The following is a 16,885-nucleotide window of genomic DNA, read 5'->3' as shown; positions in this document are numbered from 1 at the left end:
ATGGTGGTCGAAACTCCGCACGAATTGACGACAACGGCTCGCTCTACCAACGCGAATGCCGCAATAATCTGGATGCTCCTGGCAGTGTTCGGCGTCGGCACTGTCGAATACCTTGTGGCCGGCGTACTTCCGGACATCTCCACCGACCTCGGGGTCAGCACCTCCACAGCCGGACTGCTCGTCACCATCTATGCCGTCACAGTGGTCATCGGTGGCCCTCTACTGACGATCGCTACCACCAGGGTGCCGCGGACACCTCTCATCGCGGCTCTGATGGCTCTCTTCGTCATCGGCAACATCGGAACTGCGCTGGCACCGAACTTCGCAACCATGGTGATATTTCGGATCATCACTGCTCTGCCACACGCGACGTTCTTCGCTCTGTGCCTGGTGCTGGCGACGTCGTTGGTGGCGCCTGAATTCCAAGGGCGTGTGATCGCCCGCGTCACCCTCGGACTGAACCTGGCGACGGTCCTCGGCGTCCCCTTGGGAACTCTCATCGGTACACAACTGGGTTGGCGCTGGTCTTTTGCGATCATCGCCGTTTTCCAACTGCTGGTCACCGCTGCGCTGATCGCCTCGACGCGCAACGCCGCTCCCTCGCACCAGACCGGCAACGTCAGCTCAGAGCTACGGGTGTTCACCCGGGGCCCAGTTCTGTGGGCGATCGGGCTGACCGCTCTCAGTCAGGCAGCGCTTTTCGTGGTGTTCACCTACATCTCGCCGTATCTCACCGAGCATGCCGGCATCTCGGTGTCGACGGTGACGGTGGTGTTGTTCGTATTCGGCGTCGGGTCTGTTGTCGGCAATCAACTCGGTGGTTACTACGCAGACAAGGACCTGGACAAAACGCTGTACATCGCGTTGACCGCGCTCGCGTTGGCACTTCTCGCTCTCTTCGTCTTCGGCGGAACGTCTTGGTTTGCCTTCGCCTGGATGTTCGTACTCGGTGCTACCGGTTTTTCCATTATTCCGCCGCTCGCCTCGAAACTCATCGGTGCTGCAAGCGAAGCCCCGCACCTTGCTGCCACGGTCAACATTGCAGGATTCCAACTTGCGAATGCTGCCGGCGCGTGGATCGGCTCGATCGCTCTGTCCGGCGGCAACAGCGTTGCAGTCCTGCCTGCTATCGGGGCAGTCCTCGCGGCGGGCGCAGTACTGCTGCTGTTCGTCAGTCGGCGCACTGCTCGGAGCGTGACGTGAAAGCCATGAGAGCTGCGATGATCGACGCTCCCCGTTCCGTGTCGATCGTGACGATCGACCGTCCCAACTGCGGGCCTGACGATGTCGTCGTCAAGGTTGCCTATGTCGGTCTGTGCGGTACGGATCTGGAGTTGTTGCACGGCACGTCGTCATACCTCACTGATGGCCTTACGTCGTTTCCGCATCACTTCGGGCACGAATGGGTGGGCACCGTAGAGCAGACCGGCCCGAATATTCACGATCTGTCGGCGGGTGACGTAGTCACCGGGAGCACGATGATTTTCTGCCAGGCGTGTTCGGCCTGCGGGGCCGGACGACGCAACCAATGCTCCGATCTGCGTGAGGTCGGGCTATACGAACATCCTGGTGCCGCAGCCGAATTCCTCCGCATGCCGCGGCGCACGGTCGTTTCACTCGGTCGCGTCACAGTCGAACCGGAGCACGTTCTCATCGAGCCGCTCGTGACGGTGCTCGAGGCGCTCGACGCTGCTTCGGTGTCGCCGGGTGATCGGGTTCTCGTCGTCGGCGCGGGCACGATCGGCAGCTTGTCCATCGCCATGCTGAGTCGATACCCGATCACCGTCGACGTTCTCGAACCCCGGTCGATCGAACACCTCGACTCCGGCACCGTCACACACAGTTTCACCGATGCCACACACCTGACCGGGCAGTACGACGTGGTCGTGGAGGCGTCTGGCGGCGCCGGTGCGCTGGGTACCGCCGTAGGCGTTCTCCGTCCGGGAGGCAAGTGCATCCTCGTAGGCGTCGCGGCGCACACGGAATCGATCGATCCCGGAGCGGTTGCGCTGGCCGGCATTTCGATCATCGGAGTACGTCACGGGGTAGATCACTACCGCCGAGCCGCGGAACTGTTCCCGCTGATTCGCCCGGCATTGACCGCATTGATCGACAGTGTGGTTCCTCTGACCGAAGCACAGTCCGCATTCGATCGTCTCGAAGGCCACAGGACACGGCCGAAGGTGGTGATCTCTGTTGAGTGAGCTCGAATACACAGTGATAACCGGAGCGAGTAGTGGTATCGGCCGGGCAATCGCGCTCGCGCTTGCGAAAGAGGGTCACAACCTCGTCCTCGGATACGGCAATGGTCTCGATCGCATCGCACGGTTGGTGAGCGAACTAAATGCGCAGTTCCGCATCGACGTCGTTCCCCTGCAACTGGACCTGCGCAATGCCGAATCGACAGTCGACGCCGTTCTGAGATGCACAGATGAACTGGGTGAGATCCACTGCCTGGTAAACAATGCCGGAATCAACGATCGATCACCCGCAGATGCACTCGCCATCGATCGAATGCGCGAGGTCATGGCCGTCAATTCGATCACCCCACTTGCGTTGGCCTCGTCGGTGGGGCGCCGGATGATCGCGCGAGGTATCGCAGGATCGATCGTCAACATCACATCGATCCATGACACGGTCCCCATCACCGGCGGTGCAATCTACTGCGCCAGCAAGGCCGCATTGGCGGCGTCGAGTCGTGTCCTCGCCCTCGAATTCGCGCCCCACGGAGTGCGCGTCAATTCCGTCGCACCGGGAGAAACCGCCACCGCGATGAACGGCATCGATGACGAATCCTCGTATGCGGACATCGATCGCCCCGCTATCCCGTTGGGGCGTCCGGCCGGTGTGCACGAGGTCGCAGCAGCCGCGGCGTTCCTCGCCGGGTCCGGTTCGAGCTATCTCACGGGGACCACCGTTACCGTCGACGGCGGACTGGTTCTGACTGCAGCCGAAGCGAATGCCCGCTACGCCGTCGATCATTCTCCAACGCAAGGTCTCATGAAAGGAATCGCATGAAAGCCATCGCAATCGAAGCCACCGGCGACCCAAGCGTTCTCACTCTCACCGAGGTTGACGAGCCGACATCCGGCCCCGGAGACGTCACTGTTTCCGTTGCAGCCGCTGCCGTCAACCCTGTCGATCTGAAGACCCGTTCGGGGTTCTTGCCCATCGAGTTGCACTTCCCAGCCGTATTGGGATGGGACGTCTCCGGAACTGTTATCGCAGTCGGATCCGCGGTAACACGCTTCACGCCAGGAGACCGCGTCATCGGAATGATCGCGCAACCGGCACACGGCTACGGAACCTATGCCGAACGCGTCACCGCCGACCAGTCCTTGTTCGCACCCGCTCCGTCGAACGTCACCCTCGAGCACGCTGCTGCGATCCCACTCGCAGCGCTCACCGCTGTGCAATGCCTCGAGAAACTCGACCTTGCACCAGAATCCACGGTGTTGGTGACCGGTGCTGCCGGCGCGGTGGGCCGAATAGCGTCGGCGCTGCTGATCTCGCGGGGACACCGCGTCGAAGCCCTCGCTCGCGAGAGCGACACTGACGAACTCTTGGCCCTCAGCCTCAGCCGGGTCATAGCGAGTCCCGTCGACCTGCCGCAGAAGGAGTACGACGCCATCGTCGACACGGCGGGTATTGCCGAATCCGTCGACAGTGTGCGAGACGACGGCGCCTTCATCTCCATCGACGACAACGAGCAACCCGCACCGCAACGTGGAATCACACCGGCGAAAAGCTATGTCGACGAGGACGGCTCGGGCCTCGAATCATTCGCCGAACTGGTATCGACCGGTTCGGTCACCGTCCCTGTCGCCCGAACATTCCGGTTCGACGAAGCACCCCAAGCCCACGCTCTGCTGGCCGCGGGCGGAACCCGAGGAAAGGTACTGCTGATCCCATGACCGTGACCGCGAATGTCGAAGATGCCTTGTCCACAGTCGGTGTCACCGTTCCCGATGCGGACGCCGCCGCCAACTTCTTCGCTTCACTCCTGGGTGCGAACCGCGTCGTAAGATACCCCGGACGTGTCTCCGTACCGATCGGATTGTCGGGGGTCGTGGATTTCGTATCAGCGGATTGGCCCCATCAACCCCCACCGCGGTTGGTCGACATCGGTACCAACCATCTCTGTTTCACTGTCGGCGATATCGAACTCGCTGTGAGCTACCTTGATTCGCGAAGCGACGTGACAGTCCTCGGCGACGTGATCGAGGTACCCGAGGGTCCGATTGCGGGCAACAAGTGGGTGTACTTCCGGTCGCCGTGGGGCGATCTCTTCGAACTTCAGCAGTGGCCCGAGGAGCCGGGATACTTCCACGAGACCCAGGCCCGACTCCACCACAGACGAGAGGACATCGCGTCAGCCCTTCTCCCGACCTGCCGCGGTTTGGATCACACGGGCTACAGCGTCCCGGACCTCGACGCCGCGATAGCGCGTCTGGTGACCGCCCATTCGGGAACCGAGGTGCTCCGCACCGACATCGCAGCGGATCGCGGGTTCATGACGGCACAGTTCGATCTCGACGTCGAAGGAACGTCCCGGATGGCGATGGTATCCGTCGGCGACTTGAACATCGAGTTGTTCGAGCACCACATCGGCCGGCAGGAGGCCCCTCGCCCTTTGACCGCCAACGGGGGAAACTTCCTGACGTTCCGCCACGGGGGCGCCGCGCGACTGATTCCGAGTTCGCTGTGAAGTACGGAATCAATCTCCCCAACTTCGGGCCGCAGATCGACCCCGAGGGGATTCTCGCGTGGGCCCGGACAGCGGAAGCTGCCGGATTCGACAATGTCCTACTCTCGGATCACGTGGTGTTGACCGACGACGCGAATCGCCGCTCTCCCGCTCCGTTTTACGAGTGCCTGGCCACGCTGTCCTGGCTCGCAGCGGGTACCGAGTCGATTCGCCTGGGCAGCGGCGTGCTGATCGGCAGTCACCGACACCCGGCCCACCTCGCCCACGCGACCGCGACGATTGATCGACTCAGCGGCGGACGGTTGATCGTGGGCATCGGGGTCGGCTGGACTGCACAGGCTTTCGACGTCCTCGGCGTTCCGTTCACACGTCGAGGCCGACTGACGGATACCACTCTCGAAACCCTGATCGCAGCGTGGACGTCGGAGACATACGACGCACCGGGCTCGGCCGGAACACATCGCGTGCACAACGGACCTCTACCGCTGCAGCAACCACACCCTCCGTTGTGGATCGGCGGCAACGGACCCGCTGCGATCGACCGAACCAACAGATTAGGCACTGCATGGCACCCATTGCACCCTACCCGGGGCCTATGCATCGCTGGAGTCGCTTCACTCGCCCCCGGGCGTGAGTTCGTCCCCCGCATCTACTTTCTCCCCACCGAAAGATCTGTCGAATCACCAGACCGTCCACTCGGGTACGGAACCATCAACCAGATACGTGCCGACATCGATTTTCTGTCTGAGATCGGTGCACAGACGATTGTGCTCGATACCGATCCTGGCGACCAGCGACTGCGCCGCTCAACCGACCACGATCTCGATCTGATTCGCATTGCCGGCGAAAGTTTGGGAATGAGTCGGGTGGCCGTCTTATGACTCTGCGGCCCAGCTTGATTCGACAATCCATTTCGACCTCGGCACTGCTGTTCGACATGGACGGAACCCTCGTCGATTCGCAGGCGTCGATCGAGGCTGTCTGGTTCGAATTCGCGGACCGGCACGGCGTTGATCGGGCGGTGGTAGCGCAGGCACTTCCAGGCCGCATCGCTTCCGACATCATCGTTCGGGTTCTCGGTAATCGAGCAAACGTCGAATCCGAACTGAACTGGATCAGGCAAAGCGAAGAGCAGAACTCGCATCCAGTTCGCGCCATCGCCGGCGCCAAGGACTTTCTGGCGTCTGTGCCCCGGGAGCAATGGGCGATTGTCACGTCGGCCCCTCGATCGATGATGGTGCGAAGGCTCACTGAAGCGGGCCTCCCGCTTCCACACGCGTCGGTATGCGCTGAGGACGTGCGCGCCGGCAAGCCAGATCCCGAGGGCTTTCTTGCAGCGGCGGCGCGCTTGAAGGTTTCCGCCGACTCCTGCACCGTATTCGAAGACTCCTCGGCCGGCATGGCTGCTGCGGCCGATTCCGGCGCATCATGCGTTGCAATCGGAGCCGAGCCCGGACGAAACCTTTTGAGAGTGAATAATTTTACTTCACTACGACTCTCCCGAGAGAGATCGGAGCTCGTAATCGACGTGGTACCGGAACTATGACGGATACCGTATCGGTCGATCTGGGAGGTACGTGGCTACGCATCCGCAGCGGTGAGCGAACCGAACGGCTGCCATCGCCCAGCGTGCTCCGACAACCGTCTGCCACTCCCGATCAACTCCTGCGCGAGCTGATCGAGACACTGGATCGATATCTACCGCCGGGTGCCGCAGTGAACATGGCGTGCGGGGCCGCGCTCGACGAACAGAAGGGCGTCGCCCATGGATCCGGCCCATTGTGGGGCGGCACTCCTGCCGGTGAGATTCCGTTGCTGCGCCTCCTCGAATCCCACCGCCCGGACGTTCGATGGACACTCGTGAACGACGTGACGGCAGGGTTGGCGTCATTCGCTCGTGGGTTTACACGTCCCACCGATCGGCGCATCGCCTACCTCACCATCAGCAGCGGGATCGCACTGCGGATAGCTGATGCAAGAGAGGGAGTGATTCCAGTGGACGCATTGGGGTTGCAAGGTGAGGTCGGCCACCTTCGTGCAGTGACGTCGGGGCCGGATACAGTGCGACAGTTGCCCTGCGCATGTGGAGGCATCGGACATGTCGCGGCGATCTCGTCCGGCTCGGCGTTGGCTGCTGTCGCCTCGGCTCTCGAATTGCCCTATGACAGAGATTCGTTCGGTCCAGCACTCGAGTCAGGCGCCCCTGGTGCATCACTTCTGTTGAGCGTGGTCGTCGAGCCGATCGCCGAGCTGGTCAGAACGATGATCGCCCTCGATCCACGACTGGATCGCATCGGGATCGGTGGCGGGCTCGCCGAAGGTCTGTCCGAGATGTACGAGAGGGAACTTTGTTCCCAACTCGCCTCGGTGCGATCGTACGCGGACACGTCACTGACTCCCGAGAGAATCCGTAAGACGATATACCTGTGCCGTCCTCACGACATCGACACCCTGTCCGGTGCCGACGATATTGCCGCCGGTCGCCTCCGCGTAAGCAAGCTGTGAAAGAGGATTCATGACAACGCAACTCACCCATCGCGCAATCGTGAGAAGGGGCAGTCGGTCGAGCGTCGAAAAGCGGCCGACTCCAACTCCCGGACCCGGCGAACTTCTCGTCGCCCCCGAGAAAGTCAGCCTGTGCGGGACTGACATTCAGATTGTGCGCGGAGACAGGGACGACCCCTCGCCCATCGTCGGCCACGAAGGCGCTACCCGCGTCGTCGAAGTGGGCGACGGCGTCACCGGCTTCGAGGTAGGTGATCGAGTCGTGGTCAACCCGACGCATCCGCATGATTCATCGTTTCTTCTCGGCCACAACGTCGAGGGGTTGTTTCAACAACGCGTCATCATCGGCGTGCCCGCGGTGAGTGGAGGGTTGGTCACGCCGTTGCCACTGGAACTTTCCAGCGCACGCGCTACTCTCGTCGAACCGTACGCCGTCGTCAGGTACGCGCTCTCCTGCCTCTCCCGTGAGTCACCGGGGACGCTGCTCATTTTCGGCGACGGTCTCATCGGAAATCTGGCTGCGGCCCTCGCACCCTCCGTTCTCTTCCCAACCGTCCGAGTAGTAATGGTCCACCGCACCGAACTCGGCATGGAGTGGACGACAAATCACTTTCCATCCGTGGTCAACTCGCTCGCTACCGAGAACTGGGTACGCGAAACCACAGGCTCGGTCGCCGTGCTGGTCGCGACTCACCGCGCCGGCACAGTAGCGTCGATCGACACCGCTCTGGAACGCCTCGGCGATCGAGTTGTCTCCGTGCATCCGATTGGTGGAGTGCCGGCCAAGGCCACGTCCGATTTGTTACCCGGGGTGGACATCGCCGGGGTGCGACAAGCCAACACGGGTGGACCGACACCACCCGCGATCACGACGTTCACCAGGGGCTCTCTGCGCGTTGCCTTGACGGGCAACAGAGGAGTCACGAACCACCAACTCGCCTCCGCTGCAGCTGCATTGACGAGCGCCGACGACACGATCGACACGCTACTCACACACCAACTCGGCATCGATGAGGGCACCGCATTGATGAATGTGATCTGCGAGAAACGGACCCGAGAGGTGGACGGCGAGTTGGTGATTCGATTGGTGGTGAATCTTGCGGGTCATTGAAGGTATTTGATCCGACGAACTCGGGGAACAACCAGCCAAGACCTCCCGCCCGAGATCCCCCACGGACTCGCATTGCTAGTGTTGATGACGTGTTTGCCACGGGACCCAACGCGCTGACGGTAAAAGGCCAACCGACGCTTCAACACATAGATTTCACCTTTTTGGATTCTTTTCGATTTCCCGACCGGCAGGGCTTCCCCGATTCATATCGCGCATTCATCCGGCACGCAGGGTGGGCGCGGACCTTCGGACTCTGGCTCATCTATCCGCCCGTCCTTCCCGGATTTGCCGACGGCTGGCAAGGGCGCGCCCGCAACCTCACCGCTCATCTTCATTCGGTCTACACAGAAGGACAGGATGACGAGTTCGATTGGATGATCGAACCCGACGGCGATTGGTCACTCCCCGACTCGCTGCAGGTTTTCGGATGGAGCGAAAACGGTGACGCCCTCCTGTGGGACACAGCATCACGCGACACCGACGGAGAGTTTCCGGTTTGGGAATCGCGATCGTTCAACTCCCTCCACCGCCTCGGCGGGAGCCTCTACGAAGCACTTCCGTCCATTCGCACCCGGACGGCGAGCCTGTTCGGACCCCGCGCCTACGACATCGAGCCACTCCAGCCCACCCAACTCTGACGCGCGACCCAAATTATCGAAAGGCCGCGGGCACAGCCACTAGTACGACACCTACGATGACGACCAGCGACAGATAGCCGAGAACGAGGCCGGCCACTGCCAATCCGCGCCCACTTTCGCCGGAACGGCGAATCTGGTTCAGCGACACATGGCCCACGGGAATAGCAAGAACCCCACCGAAGATTCCAAGTACCAGTGCGACGATGGCCAAGGCATTCGTACCGCCGACCACCCCTGGCGGCGGCGACACCACCTGCCTGACAGGCCCGAATGCCGAACGAAGGCTCCTCCCTAACAGCAGCGCCCCGACCATATACAGCGACAGTCCCGCCACTGATCCGGCTACCCAGGCTCCACGAAACGCCGGCCCGTCGACGTCGAGGATCCTCCCCGCCGCCCTTACCCCGGATCCTGCTGCACCGACCGCGATACTCAAATTCACTGCGCCAGGAAGAACGGCAAGCAAGGCAATAGCACCGATACCAAGCGACAATGCCGGGCCACCTCGGCGCCGCCACGCCAAGGAACTCATCAGCGCTGCAAACAAAGTCACAGCAATGCCTAAAAGCCCAGTCACAAATCCGACAACGACTCCCGTCTCGAAGTCCCCACCTAGATGACGAGCAACCCACTGTGCCCAGGCCCGTGCGAATGGCGGCCCGAGCGTCAGCGAGGCAACGACCGTTGCAACCGCAACACACGCCACGACACTGATGACCCGCAGAATCCACCCCAGATAACCGGAATGCGAATTATTCGGCGCAACAGTAGTTTCCGAGTCGATCACCAGGATTCCTTCGTTCAGAGTGCGACAACAGAACGGCTCTAGCCGTCACTCCACACAGAACCGTGGCCGGACCGGCTCACTCATCTGATCAAGTTCTGGTGCCTGTGTCTGTAGTTCGTTCGCACGACCAAACCGGCGATAGCAACGATTACACATTTATGTTAGCGTTGTTTTCATGAGTTCGAGGGCAAAGATTCTGGCCGCAGCAACCGAGTTGCTCAACACCTCCCCCAACGGTGACATCTCCACCCGTGCCGTGTGCGAGATGGCCGGCGTCGGCGCCCCCGCGCTCTACCGTCAGTTCGGCGACAAGGACGGACTGCTCGCAGCCGTCGTCGAGGCAGGATTCTCCGAATACCTCGAAGGCAAACGCGCTGCGACACCTTCCGATGACCCCGTCGTCGATCTACGGGCCGGCTGGGATGCACATACAGCCTTCGCGCTCGCACATCCCGCTCATTACCGACTGATGCACTCACCTTCCGCCCAGAGTGCCGACACCGCCTTGCAAGCCCAGGCGCTACTTCGATCCGTTCTCGAACGATGCGCTGCGGCAGGCGTTCTGACCGTATCGGTCGACGTGGCTACACAGATGGTGATGTCCGCCAATGCGGGTGTCGCTCTGATGCTCGTCGTAAGGCCGGAACAGTACCCCGATCCGACGCTGTCACAGCGAGTTCGCGACGGAATCTTCGCGTCCATCATCGACGAATCCGGCGCCCACCCGGACGCCTCCCTCAACAGAGTTGCATCCACTCTCGACGCTCAACTCGCCGCCGCAGATTCAACTTCCCTCTCCACCAACGAAGTCGGCCTACTACGGGAGTGGCTCCGCAAGCTGTCCGATGCACCCAAACCAGTTCAGGAGTTACATCATGACTGACACCACCACGACCACCCGCGTCGCCATCGTCACCGGAGCTTCCGGCGGCATCGGGCGAGCGACTGCCGAGAAGCTCGCCGCCGACGGAATGACTGTCGCCGTGCATTATTCAGGAAACCTTCAACGCGCCCAGGAAACAGTTGACACTATCGTCGCAGCGGGCGGTCGCGCCATCGCGGTGCATGCCGACGTCGCCGACGAAGGTGAAGTCGCGGCCCTGTTCGATACGGTCGAGGAGGAGTTCGGGGGCATCGACGTCGTCGTCCATGCAGCCGGAATCATGATTCTCTCCACCGTCGCAGAACTGAACTTCGACGATTTCGATCGGATGCATCGGACCAACGTCCGAGGGACCTTCGTGGTCGACCAGCAGGCAGCCAGACGTGTCCGGCGAGGTGGTGCGATCATCAATTTCTCCACCTCCGTGAAGAAGCTGGCGTTTCCGACTTATGCCGCGTACGCCGCCACCAAAGGTGCTGTCGACGCGATCACTCTGGTTCTCGCGAAAGAGCTACGGGGACGCGATATCACGGTCAACGCCGTAGCCCCAGGCCCCACGGCCACCGATCTGTTCTTGGACGGGAAAGACGAAGCTACAGTGGAGAACCTGTCCAAGCTGGCTCCCCTGGAACGCCTCGGCACACCGGTGGACATCGCGGAGGCCGTCGCGTTTCTCGCCGGCCCAGCTCGCTGGGTCAACGGCCAGGTCATCTACGTCAACGGCGGCGTGATTTAGCAAAACCATCGTCTAAGGACCACACCTTGGCAATTCCGACAAAACAGTCAAACCAGTCGACTTTGGTTGTAATGTGCAAACAATGGAAAACCAGGATCGAGGGTCCGCCCGGACGTCACGACGACAGTTCATCAGCGTTGCAGGGCTGGCGGCAACCGCCGTCATAACCCTCGCGACCTCCTCGACCGCCAGCGCCGCCGGCCCCACGGCACCCAATCCAGGTTCGCGGGTCGGCGATCCTGCGGAAGCCCAAGCGGTACAGCGCGTCGCAGAGACACTGCTGAACAGCGGAGTCCCCGGTCTTGCCTTCGCCATCGTCAAACCGGATGAGAAGAACCGCAAAGCGAGTGTCACCACTACGTACCACTACGGCCAGGCCGACGTCGAAAACGGCGTGAGAGTCACTCCACGAACGCAATTCGAGATCGCCTCGGAGACCAAGACCTTCACCGCTGCACTACTGGCGAAACTGATCGCTCGGGGAGAAGTCGGATTGGACGACCTGGCGAGCAAGTATTCGGACGGCAACCCGCTGCCAAAAGGCAGCGGTGGCGAGGAGATCACGCTTCGCCAACTGGTCACCCACCGTTCCGGTCTGAGCGACGACCCACCCAATCTTTCGGCAGGGTGTGCCGATCCCACACAATCGTGCACGGACGAAAAAGCGAAGTACACGAGAGACATGCTCTGGGAAGGACTCCGGGCTCCCGGGGCCTTGGAGTTCGCCCCCGGTAGCCACTGGCTGTACTCGGACTTCGGGTTCGGACTGCTCGGCACACTCATGGCAGACAAGATCATTCCGGGACAGGAGAAGCCGCCTTTCGCGGCAGCAGTCGCCCGCGAAATCACCGACCCGCTCGGGATGATGGGTACCGTGATCGAGACCAAAGCAACCGACCTGGCCCTTCCGTACTACCTCGACGGCACAAGAGCCCCTCTGTGGAACAACACGGGTGCGATCGCAGGCGGGGGTGGCCTCGTCAGCACCGCCGAGGACATGTCGATCTGGGCCGCAACAACTCTCGGCTATGGCAACAACCCGCTCAAACCGGTCCTGACCTCGATGCTCGAGCAGATCGACACGCAAGCTCCGGAGAATCCTGCATTCGGAATGGGAATGGCGTGGCAGCTCCAACCCCCGACGCCGAACTTCCCACAATCGTTCGCCAAGAAGAACGGAGACAGCTCGGGATCCAACTGCATCACCCTGTTGGTTCCCGACAGCGGCTGGTCGATCACGATTCTGGCGAACGGTGGAAATGCGGCGATGATCGACCCTGCAGCAGTGAACCTGATGCATGATCTGGTTCCGAGACGACCGATATTCGGTAGCTCGACGGGAAGTTCGTCGGGCAGCGACGCCGGTTTCCAGACCGGGTCATTCGGATAGACCCACTTACCCAGGGGCGCTACATCTTCGTCGAGCGTGCCATCACGAAGCAGTAGAGCCCGTAGGTGATGATGCCCAATCCGGCAAGGATCAGCAGGGCCACTCCGTACGGCTGCGCACCCAGCGTCTTGAACGCTCCGTCGAGTCCGGAGGACTTGCCGGGTTCGGAACTGTTGACCGCGAGAAGAACCAGAACGCCGACAGCAGCGATGGCCAAGCCCTTGGCGACGTACCCGACGGTTCCGAGTCGGCGCACGAAGTTGCTGGGTGTGCCTTTCAAATCATCCAGGAAGTTCTGGCTCGCGCCCTTGTACACGTGGTAAACACCAACAGCGATGATCGCGATCCCACCGATCACCAATGCGATAGTCCCCAGCGTGTTCTCCATCAAACGCGCCGTGATTCCCGCACTCTGACCGCTGCTGGACTTCCCGCTTCCGCGGGCGAATCCGAATGCAGTGAAAGCAAAACCGAAATAGACGAGCGAAATGCCCAGAGCCTTTGCACGGTTGAAGAACTCCTTCTTCTTGTCGTCCGAGGACGGCGACGACGAGCTCCCCAACGCAGCTTCGGCCAATCTCCACAACGCCATGGCAAGGAAGGCCACGACGCCGACCCACAGAGCGAAGACACCCCCTGGTTTTCCTGCCAACTCGGCCATCGCACCCGATTGGTCCGCAGACCCGGATCCACCGAGAGCAAGGCGGATCGCGATATATCCGATCAGCAGATGAACCACGCCGCTGACGACAAATCCTGCGCGGGCAAAGCGCTCGAAGACATTGTTCTGTGCGACGTCAGCCGCCGTGGACGTGACACTTTTCTGGTCCTGCGGTGACGATTCTTTGTTCATCATGATCGTCGAACCATATACGGGCAGACGCTTCCCTCGAACGCCTGCATCAAGTGTTTCGAGATCAAGGGTTTCGAGGGTTCTGATCCGGCGTCGACCGCGGTTCTTCGGGGTTTGGAACCTTGGGGTCGATCGTGTCTGCATGATCTCGTTGCTGGTTCAGTTCCTCGCGAGAGCTCGTCGCCTCTTTCCGATGTTGCGCTGCATGATGTTGCAGCGCAGACGCTTCCGCCGCTTTGGCGTCGGCCTCTGCCTGCACCATGCGCGCTTTGGCTGCTGTCTCTTCTGCCCGCGCCTCGCGCTCGCCTACTTGCAGCGACTTGTCTGCGACGTCTTCGCGGATCTGTTCTGCCTCGATGTGACGACGCTCGTCGCGCCTGTTTCGCGCCACCCACAGGAGTGCGGCCACGATCGCTATCACCACGACCACGGCAACAATTATCCAGATAATGCTGCTGGTACTCATACTGCGAGAGGTACCCACCTGGGACTTTCTCACACGCAGGCAAAGAAATACGCGAAAATTACAGGTCGGTCGGATGCGTGTTGGCGCCGCACAAAACGACGCACAATTCACCGTCGGACGGCGGCGTCACCGTTCCGTTCAGAACCGGAACCATTGCTGCCGCGGTTCCCAACTCCACCAGGATCCGGAACTCCCGCCACAGGAACGCCCGCGCCTGCCGGATCGAATCATCGTCGACCACAACGCTGTTAACCGAACTCTCATGCAGCGTCTCCCAGGCGATGGCGCCAATCCGTGTGGCCCCCAATGAGTCCCCGGCGATACTATTCACTTCGATATCGATCGGACGCCCCGCATCGAGCGAGGTGTGCAAGGTGGCAGCCCCGGTCGGCTCGACGGCTACCACTTGATCTTCGGGACGAGCCGCCGCGACGATTCCAGAGACCAACCCGCCGCCGCCGACTGCAACGCAATACGTGATCGGTCCGGATGCGTCGTCCTCGATCTCGAGAGCAATGGTCCCGGCTCCGCTGACGATGTCGGGCAGGTCGTAGGCGTGCAGTTCGAGCGCACCGCTCGAGCGTGCGATGTCCGCCGCAGCGGCAGCGGCGAGTGCATACCGGTCGCCGACCTTGTGAACGGTTGCACCCAGCTCCCCAAGTGCCTTCACCTTTGCTTCGGGCGCTGTCTCCGGCACCACCACTGTGCAGGTGAGCCCTCGGCGCCGCGCGGCCCACGCAGCGCCGATCGCAGCGTTGCCGCCGGACGCGATCACCACGCCTGCGTCAGGCATGGTGCCGTCGGCGACCGCTCGTTCCACGGCATTGAGACTGCCGCGCACCTTGAAGGAGCCGCCGTGTTGGAGGTACTCGAGCTTGAGCAGAACCGGCACCTCACCGTGTGGTGTCGGCACCGCAGTTCGAAAGATGGGAGTACGCCGCGCCAGTCCTGCGATACGAGTCCGCGCAGCTTCGACGTCCGAGCGCTCGATTGCCACTGGACCTGCGTTGTTGTCGGCGGTGAGAGTCATGTACCAACCCTACGGTTCGCAACTTCGACCCGAAGCAGTCGGCCCATCGTCATCAAGATGTCTGTTTTTCACCAATTACTGCCTGCATCTGACCGAGACATCGACCTTCCAGGTGAATAAATTTACTACTACAAGCACAACGACGACAGCAAGGAAAGGCACACGCCATGTCGAAGATCGCAGTATTCGGTGGAAACGGTTTTGCAGGAAGTGCAATCGCGAAGGAAGCCGCTTCACGCGGCCACGAGGTAACCGTCGTCGCTCGCAGCGCGCAGTCCGGAACCGACACGAATGTCGTGCAGGGTTCGGTTCACGACAACACGATCGTGGAGCAGATCACGGCAGACAACGACGTCGTTGTCCTTGCCATCCCCGCTCGCGAGATCGACGGCAAGCGCCTGCTCGACGCCGTCACTCCCCTCGCCGATGCCGCCGCACGCAACGGTGCTCGCATTGCCGTAGTCGGTGGCGCCGGCAGCCTGTTGGTCGCCGAGGGTGGGCCGCGCGTCGTCGACACCCCCGATTTCCCGGACGCATACAAGGGTGAGGCGCTCGCTCACGCCGACGTCCTCGACGCGCTCCGCGCAACTGACAGCAATGTCGACTGGTTCTACGTGAGCCCGGCCGCAGCATTCGGTGCCCATGCCGGCGTCGCCCCGAAGGGATCGTTCCAGTTGGGTGGCGACATTCTCCTGACGGACGCCGAGGGTAACTCCGCCATCGCGGGCGAAGACTACGCCCACGCTTTTGTCGACGAGATCGAGACTCCGGCCCACCGTCGCCAGCGTTTCACCGTCGCACACTGAACATGAGCAACCTTCGTAGGCGCGCAGCCTGGATCACTGTTCCCGCTGCCGCCGCTCTCCTGCTCACCGCGTGCTCCAACGACGCGGAATCCGCAACGCCCAGCAGCTCTGCGACGTCCACGAGCGTTGTTGCCGAACAGGGCGATCAACTCGAATCCAACAAGACCGTCGTCACGGACTTCTACGAACTGGCGTTCAACGGCCGTCAGGTTCAGCAGGCCGCCGACCGGTACATTGGCGACGTCTACATCCAACACAACCCCACCGCCGCCGATGGGGCAGCCGGATTTGTCAGCGGCATAGGCGGTTACGTCGAGGCCACACCCGGATTGCACGCCGAGATCACTCGTGTTTTCGCCGAGGGCGATCTGGTTGCCCTCCAGTCTCACACCACGTCTGCACCTGGCGACCGCGGCCAGGCCGTGTTCGACATCTTCCGCGTCGACAACGGCAAGATCGTCGAACACTGGGATGCCATTCAAGACGTGCCGGAAACGTCCGCAAATCCGAACACGATGTTCGACGGACCCACCTCGTCGCCGTCCAAGTCGTCAGAAGTCTTGGAGCGCAACACGGCCAACGCGTTGACGTTCCTGCAGCTCGCCTTCAACGAAGGCAAAGCCGCCGAGGCTGCCGACCAGCTGGTCGGTCCGACCTACACCCAGCACAACCCCTCGTTCGCTGACGGCAAGGACGCATTTGTCACCGCACTGGCCGGGATCGAACCCGTTACCGGAGACAAGGCCACCAAGTTTCCACGGACGGTAGCCGAGGGCGACTTCGTCTTTGTTCAGACCTTCGCTTCGTCCGGTGAGGGAACGGCCGGCAGCGGCTCGATGGACATCTTCCGATTCGACGAGAACGGCAAAATTGTCGAACACTGGGACGCGGTCCAGGACTACCCTTCGACGACCGCAAGCGGTAACACCGTGTGGGATGACGGTCGCTGAGACGACAACTCCGAACAGTTCA

General features: G+C 61.7%; 19 protein-coding genes. 15 read left to right on the top strand and 4 right to left on the bottom strand.

The window, feature by feature from the left end; all coding sequences use genetic code 11:
* The 10 genes from B0E55_RS12845 (at nucleotide 1) to B0E55_RS12800 (ending at nucleotide 8,962) form a co-directional block, all read left to right on the top strand.
* On the top strand, nucleotides 1-1,203 hold the full coding sequence (locus tag B0E55_RS12845) for an MFS transporter (RefSeq protein WP_020971053.1): 1,203 nt from the start codon (nucleotides 1-3) through the stop codon (nucleotides 1,201-1,203).
* A 5-nt stretch (nucleotides 1,204-1,208) separates the two neighbouring features.
* A complete protein-coding gene (locus tag B0E55_RS12840) occupies nucleotides 1,209-2,204 on the top strand; it encodes a zinc-dependent alcohol dehydrogenase (protein ID WP_020909399.1) in 996 nt (331 codons plus the stop codon).
* Entirely contained in the window at nucleotides 2,197-3,018 is an 822-nt protein-coding gene (locus B0E55_RS12835) for an SDR family oxidoreductase (RefSeq protein WP_019745655.1), read from the top strand. The genes B0E55_RS12840 and B0E55_RS12835 overlap by 8 nt, the downstream gene beginning before the upstream one ends.
* Entirely contained in the window at nucleotides 3,015-3,914 is a 900-nt protein-coding gene (locus tag B0E55_RS12830) for an NADP-dependent oxidoreductase (RefSeq protein WP_080909829.1), read from the top strand. Before B0E55_RS12835 ends, B0E55_RS12830 begins: the two co-directional genes overlap by 4 nt.
* A complete protein-coding gene (locus B0E55_RS12825) occupies nucleotides 3,911-4,708 on the top strand; it encodes a VOC family protein (protein WP_019745657.1) in 798 nt (265 codons plus the stop codon). Before B0E55_RS12830 ends, B0E55_RS12825 begins: the two co-directional genes overlap by 4 nt.
* On the top strand, nucleotides 4,705-5,589 hold the full coding sequence (locus B0E55_RS12820; protein ID WP_020971055.1) for a TIGR03619 family F420-dependent LLM class oxidoreductase: 885 nt from the start codon (nucleotides 4,705-4,707) through the stop codon (nucleotides 5,587-5,589). The genes B0E55_RS12825 and B0E55_RS12820 overlap by 4 nt, the downstream gene beginning before the upstream one ends.
* A complete protein-coding gene (locus B0E55_RS12815; protein ID WP_019745659.1) occupies nucleotides 5,586-6,254 on the top strand; it encodes an HAD-IA family hydrolase in 669 nt (222 codons plus the stop codon). The genes B0E55_RS12820 and B0E55_RS12815 overlap by 4 nt, the downstream gene beginning before the upstream one ends.
* Entirely contained in the window at nucleotides 6,251-7,213 is a 963-nt protein-coding gene (locus B0E55_RS12810; protein ID WP_019745660.1) for an ROK family protein, read from the top strand. The genes B0E55_RS12815 and B0E55_RS12810 overlap by 4 nt, the downstream gene beginning before the upstream one ends.
* Before the next feature lie 10 nt (nucleotides 7,214-7,223).
* Nucleotides 7,224-8,324: an alcohol dehydrogenase catalytic domain-containing protein gene (locus tag B0E55_RS12805; protein ID WP_019745661.1), complete on the top strand. Its 1,101-nt coding sequence runs from the start codon at nucleotides 7,224-7,226 to the stop codon at nucleotides 8,322-8,324.
* A gap of 161 nt (nucleotides 8,325-8,485) precedes the next feature.
* Complete coding sequence (locus B0E55_RS12800) at nucleotides 8,486-8,962, top strand: hypothetical protein (protein ID WP_024487502.1); 477 nt, start codon at nucleotides 8,486-8,488, stop codon at nucleotides 8,960-8,962.
* A 13-nt stretch (nucleotides 8,963-8,975) separates the two neighbouring features.
* On the opposite strand, the gene B0E55_RS12795 is transcribed toward B0E55_RS12800, so the two are convergent.
* Nucleotides 8,976-9,749 carry a DUF4190 domain-containing protein gene (locus tag B0E55_RS12795; RefSeq protein WP_020971058.1) on the bottom strand — a complete coding sequence of 258 codons (774 nt, stop codon included), beginning with the start codon at nucleotides 9,747-9,749 and terminating at the stop codon, nucleotides 8,976-8,978.
* 175 nt (nucleotides 9,750-9,924) lie between these two features.
* Here B0E55_RS12795 and B0E55_RS12790 point away from each other — a divergent pair, with 175 nt between their 5' ends.
* The 3 genes from B0E55_RS12790 (at nucleotide 9,925) to B0E55_RS12780 (ending at nucleotide 12,758) form a co-directional block, all read left to right on the top strand.
* Nucleotides 9,925-10,632, top strand: a complete 708-nt coding sequence (locus tag B0E55_RS12790) for a TetR/AcrR family transcriptional regulator (RefSeq protein ID WP_108912713.1) — start codon at nucleotides 9,925-9,927, stop codon at nucleotides 10,630-10,632.
* Nucleotides 10,625-11,368 (top strand): SDR family oxidoreductase, encoded by a 744-nt coding sequence (locus tag B0E55_RS12785; protein ID WP_060937860.1) that lies wholly within the window; start codon nucleotides 10,625-10,627, stop codon nucleotides 11,366-11,368. The genes B0E55_RS12790 and B0E55_RS12785 overlap by 8 nt, the downstream gene beginning before the upstream one ends.
* An 82-nt stretch (nucleotides 11,369-11,450) precedes the next feature.
* Nucleotides 11,451-12,758, top strand: coding sequence for a serine hydrolase domain-containing protein (locus tag B0E55_RS12780; protein WP_080909828.1), 1,308 nt, complete (start codon nucleotides 11,451-11,453; stop codon nucleotides 12,756-12,758).
* A gap of 19 nt (nucleotides 12,759-12,777) precedes the next feature.
* On the opposite strand, the gene B0E55_RS12775 is transcribed toward B0E55_RS12780, so the two are convergent.
* The 3 genes from B0E55_RS12775 to B0E55_RS12765 form a co-directional block, all read right to left on the bottom strand.
* Complete coding sequence (locus tag B0E55_RS12775; protein WP_019745667.1) at nucleotides 12,778-13,614, bottom strand: DUF1206 domain-containing protein; 837 nt, start codon at nucleotides 13,612-13,614, stop codon at nucleotides 12,778-12,780.
* 61 nt (nucleotides 13,615-13,675) lie between these two features.
* On the bottom strand, nucleotides 13,676-14,077 hold the full coding sequence (locus tag B0E55_RS12770) for a hypothetical protein (RefSeq protein WP_020971062.1): 402 nt from the start codon (nucleotides 14,075-14,077) through the stop codon (nucleotides 13,676-13,678).
* 58 nt (nucleotides 14,078-14,135) lie between these two features.
* Complete coding sequence (locus B0E55_RS12765) at nucleotides 14,136-15,107, bottom strand: serine/threonine dehydratase (protein ID WP_080909827.1); 972 nt, start codon at nucleotides 15,105-15,107, stop codon at nucleotides 14,136-14,138.
* A gap of 167 nt (nucleotides 15,108-15,274) precedes the next feature.
* On the opposite strand from B0E55_RS12765, the gene B0E55_RS12760 reads away from it, so the two are divergent.
* Both B0E55_RS12760 and B0E55_RS12755 read left to right on the top strand, forming a co-directional pair.
* On the top strand, nucleotides 15,275-15,913 hold the full coding sequence (locus tag B0E55_RS12760; RefSeq protein WP_060937857.1) for an NAD(P)-dependent oxidoreductase: 639 nt from the start codon (nucleotides 15,275-15,277) through the stop codon (nucleotides 15,911-15,913).
* 2 nt (nucleotides 15,914-15,915) lie between these two features.
* Nucleotides 15,916-16,863: a nuclear transport factor 2 family protein gene (locus B0E55_RS12755; protein WP_080909826.1), complete on the top strand. Its 948-nt coding sequence runs from the start codon at nucleotides 15,916-15,918 to the stop codon at nucleotides 16,861-16,863.
* The last annotated feature ends 22 nt before the right edge of the window (nucleotides 16,864-16,885 follow it).

Origin of the sequence: Rhodococcus sp. 66b, from assembly GCF_002076325.1 — a bacterium.
Taxonomy (GTDB): domain Bacteria; phylum Actinomycetota; class Actinomycetes; order Mycobacteriales; family Mycobacteriaceae; genus Rhodococcus_F; species Rhodococcus_F erythropolis.
The sequence above is the reverse complement of the archived record's forward strand: the minus strand, read 5'-3'. Positions and strand labels throughout refer to the sequence as shown.

Excerpts from the sequence above, each read along its gene's own strand:
- B0E55_RS12845 (WP_020971053.1), top strand. The coding sequence starts at position 1 with ATGGTGGTCGAAACTCCGCACGAATTGACGACAACGGCTCGCTCTACC.
- B0E55_RS12840 (WP_020909399.1), top strand. The coding sequence starts at position 1,209 with ATGAGAGCTGCGATGATCGACGCTCCCCGTTCCGTGTCGATCGTGACG.
- B0E55_RS12830 (WP_080909829.1), top strand. The coding sequence starts at position 3,015 with ATGAAAGCCATCGCAATCGAAGCCACCGGCGACCCAAGCGTTCTCACT.
- B0E55_RS12825 (WP_019745657.1), top strand. The coding sequence starts at position 3,911 with ATGACCGTGACCGCGAATGTCGAAGATGCCTTGTCCACAGTCGGTGTC.
- B0E55_RS12815 (WP_019745659.1), top strand. The coding sequence starts at position 5,586 with ATGACTCTGCGGCCCAGCTTGATTCGACAATCCATTTCGACCTCGGCA.
- B0E55_RS12810 (WP_019745660.1), top strand. The coding sequence starts at position 6,251 with ATGACGGATACCGTATCGGTCGATCTGGGAGGTACGTGGCTACGCATC.
- B0E55_RS12805 (WP_019745661.1), top strand. The coding sequence starts at position 7,224 with ATGACAACGCAACTCACCCATCGCGCAATCGTGAGAAGGGGCAGTCGG.
- B0E55_RS12790 (WP_108912713.1), top strand. The coding sequence starts at position 9,925 with ATGAGTTCGAGGGCAAAGATTCTGGCCGCAGCAACCGAGTTGCTCAAC.
- B0E55_RS12785 (WP_060937860.1), top strand. The coding sequence starts at position 10,625 with ATGACTGACACCACCACGACCACCCGCGTCGCCATCGTCACCGGAGCT.
- B0E55_RS12780 (WP_080909828.1), top strand. The coding sequence starts at position 11,451 with ATGGAAAACCAGGATCGAGGGTCCGCCCGGACGTCACGACGACAGTTC.
- B0E55_RS12775 (WP_019745667.1), bottom strand. The coding sequence starts at position 13,614 with ATGATGAACAAAGAATCGTCACCGCAGGACCAGAAAAGTGTCACGTCC.
- B0E55_RS12770 (WP_020971062.1), bottom strand. The coding sequence starts at position 14,077 with ATGAGTACCAGCAGCATTATCTGGATAATTGTTGCCGTGGTCGTGGTG.
- B0E55_RS12765 (WP_080909827.1), bottom strand. The coding sequence starts at position 15,107 with ATGACTCTCACCGCCGACAACAACGCAGGTCCAGTGGCAATCGAGCGC.
- B0E55_RS12760 (WP_060937857.1), top strand. The coding sequence starts at position 15,275 with ATGTCGAAGATCGCAGTATTCGGTGGAAACGGTTTTGCAGGAAGTGCA.
- B0E55_RS12755 (WP_080909826.1), top strand. The coding sequence starts at position 15,916 with ATGAGCAACCTTCGTAGGCGCGCAGCCTGGATCACTGTTCCCGCTGCC.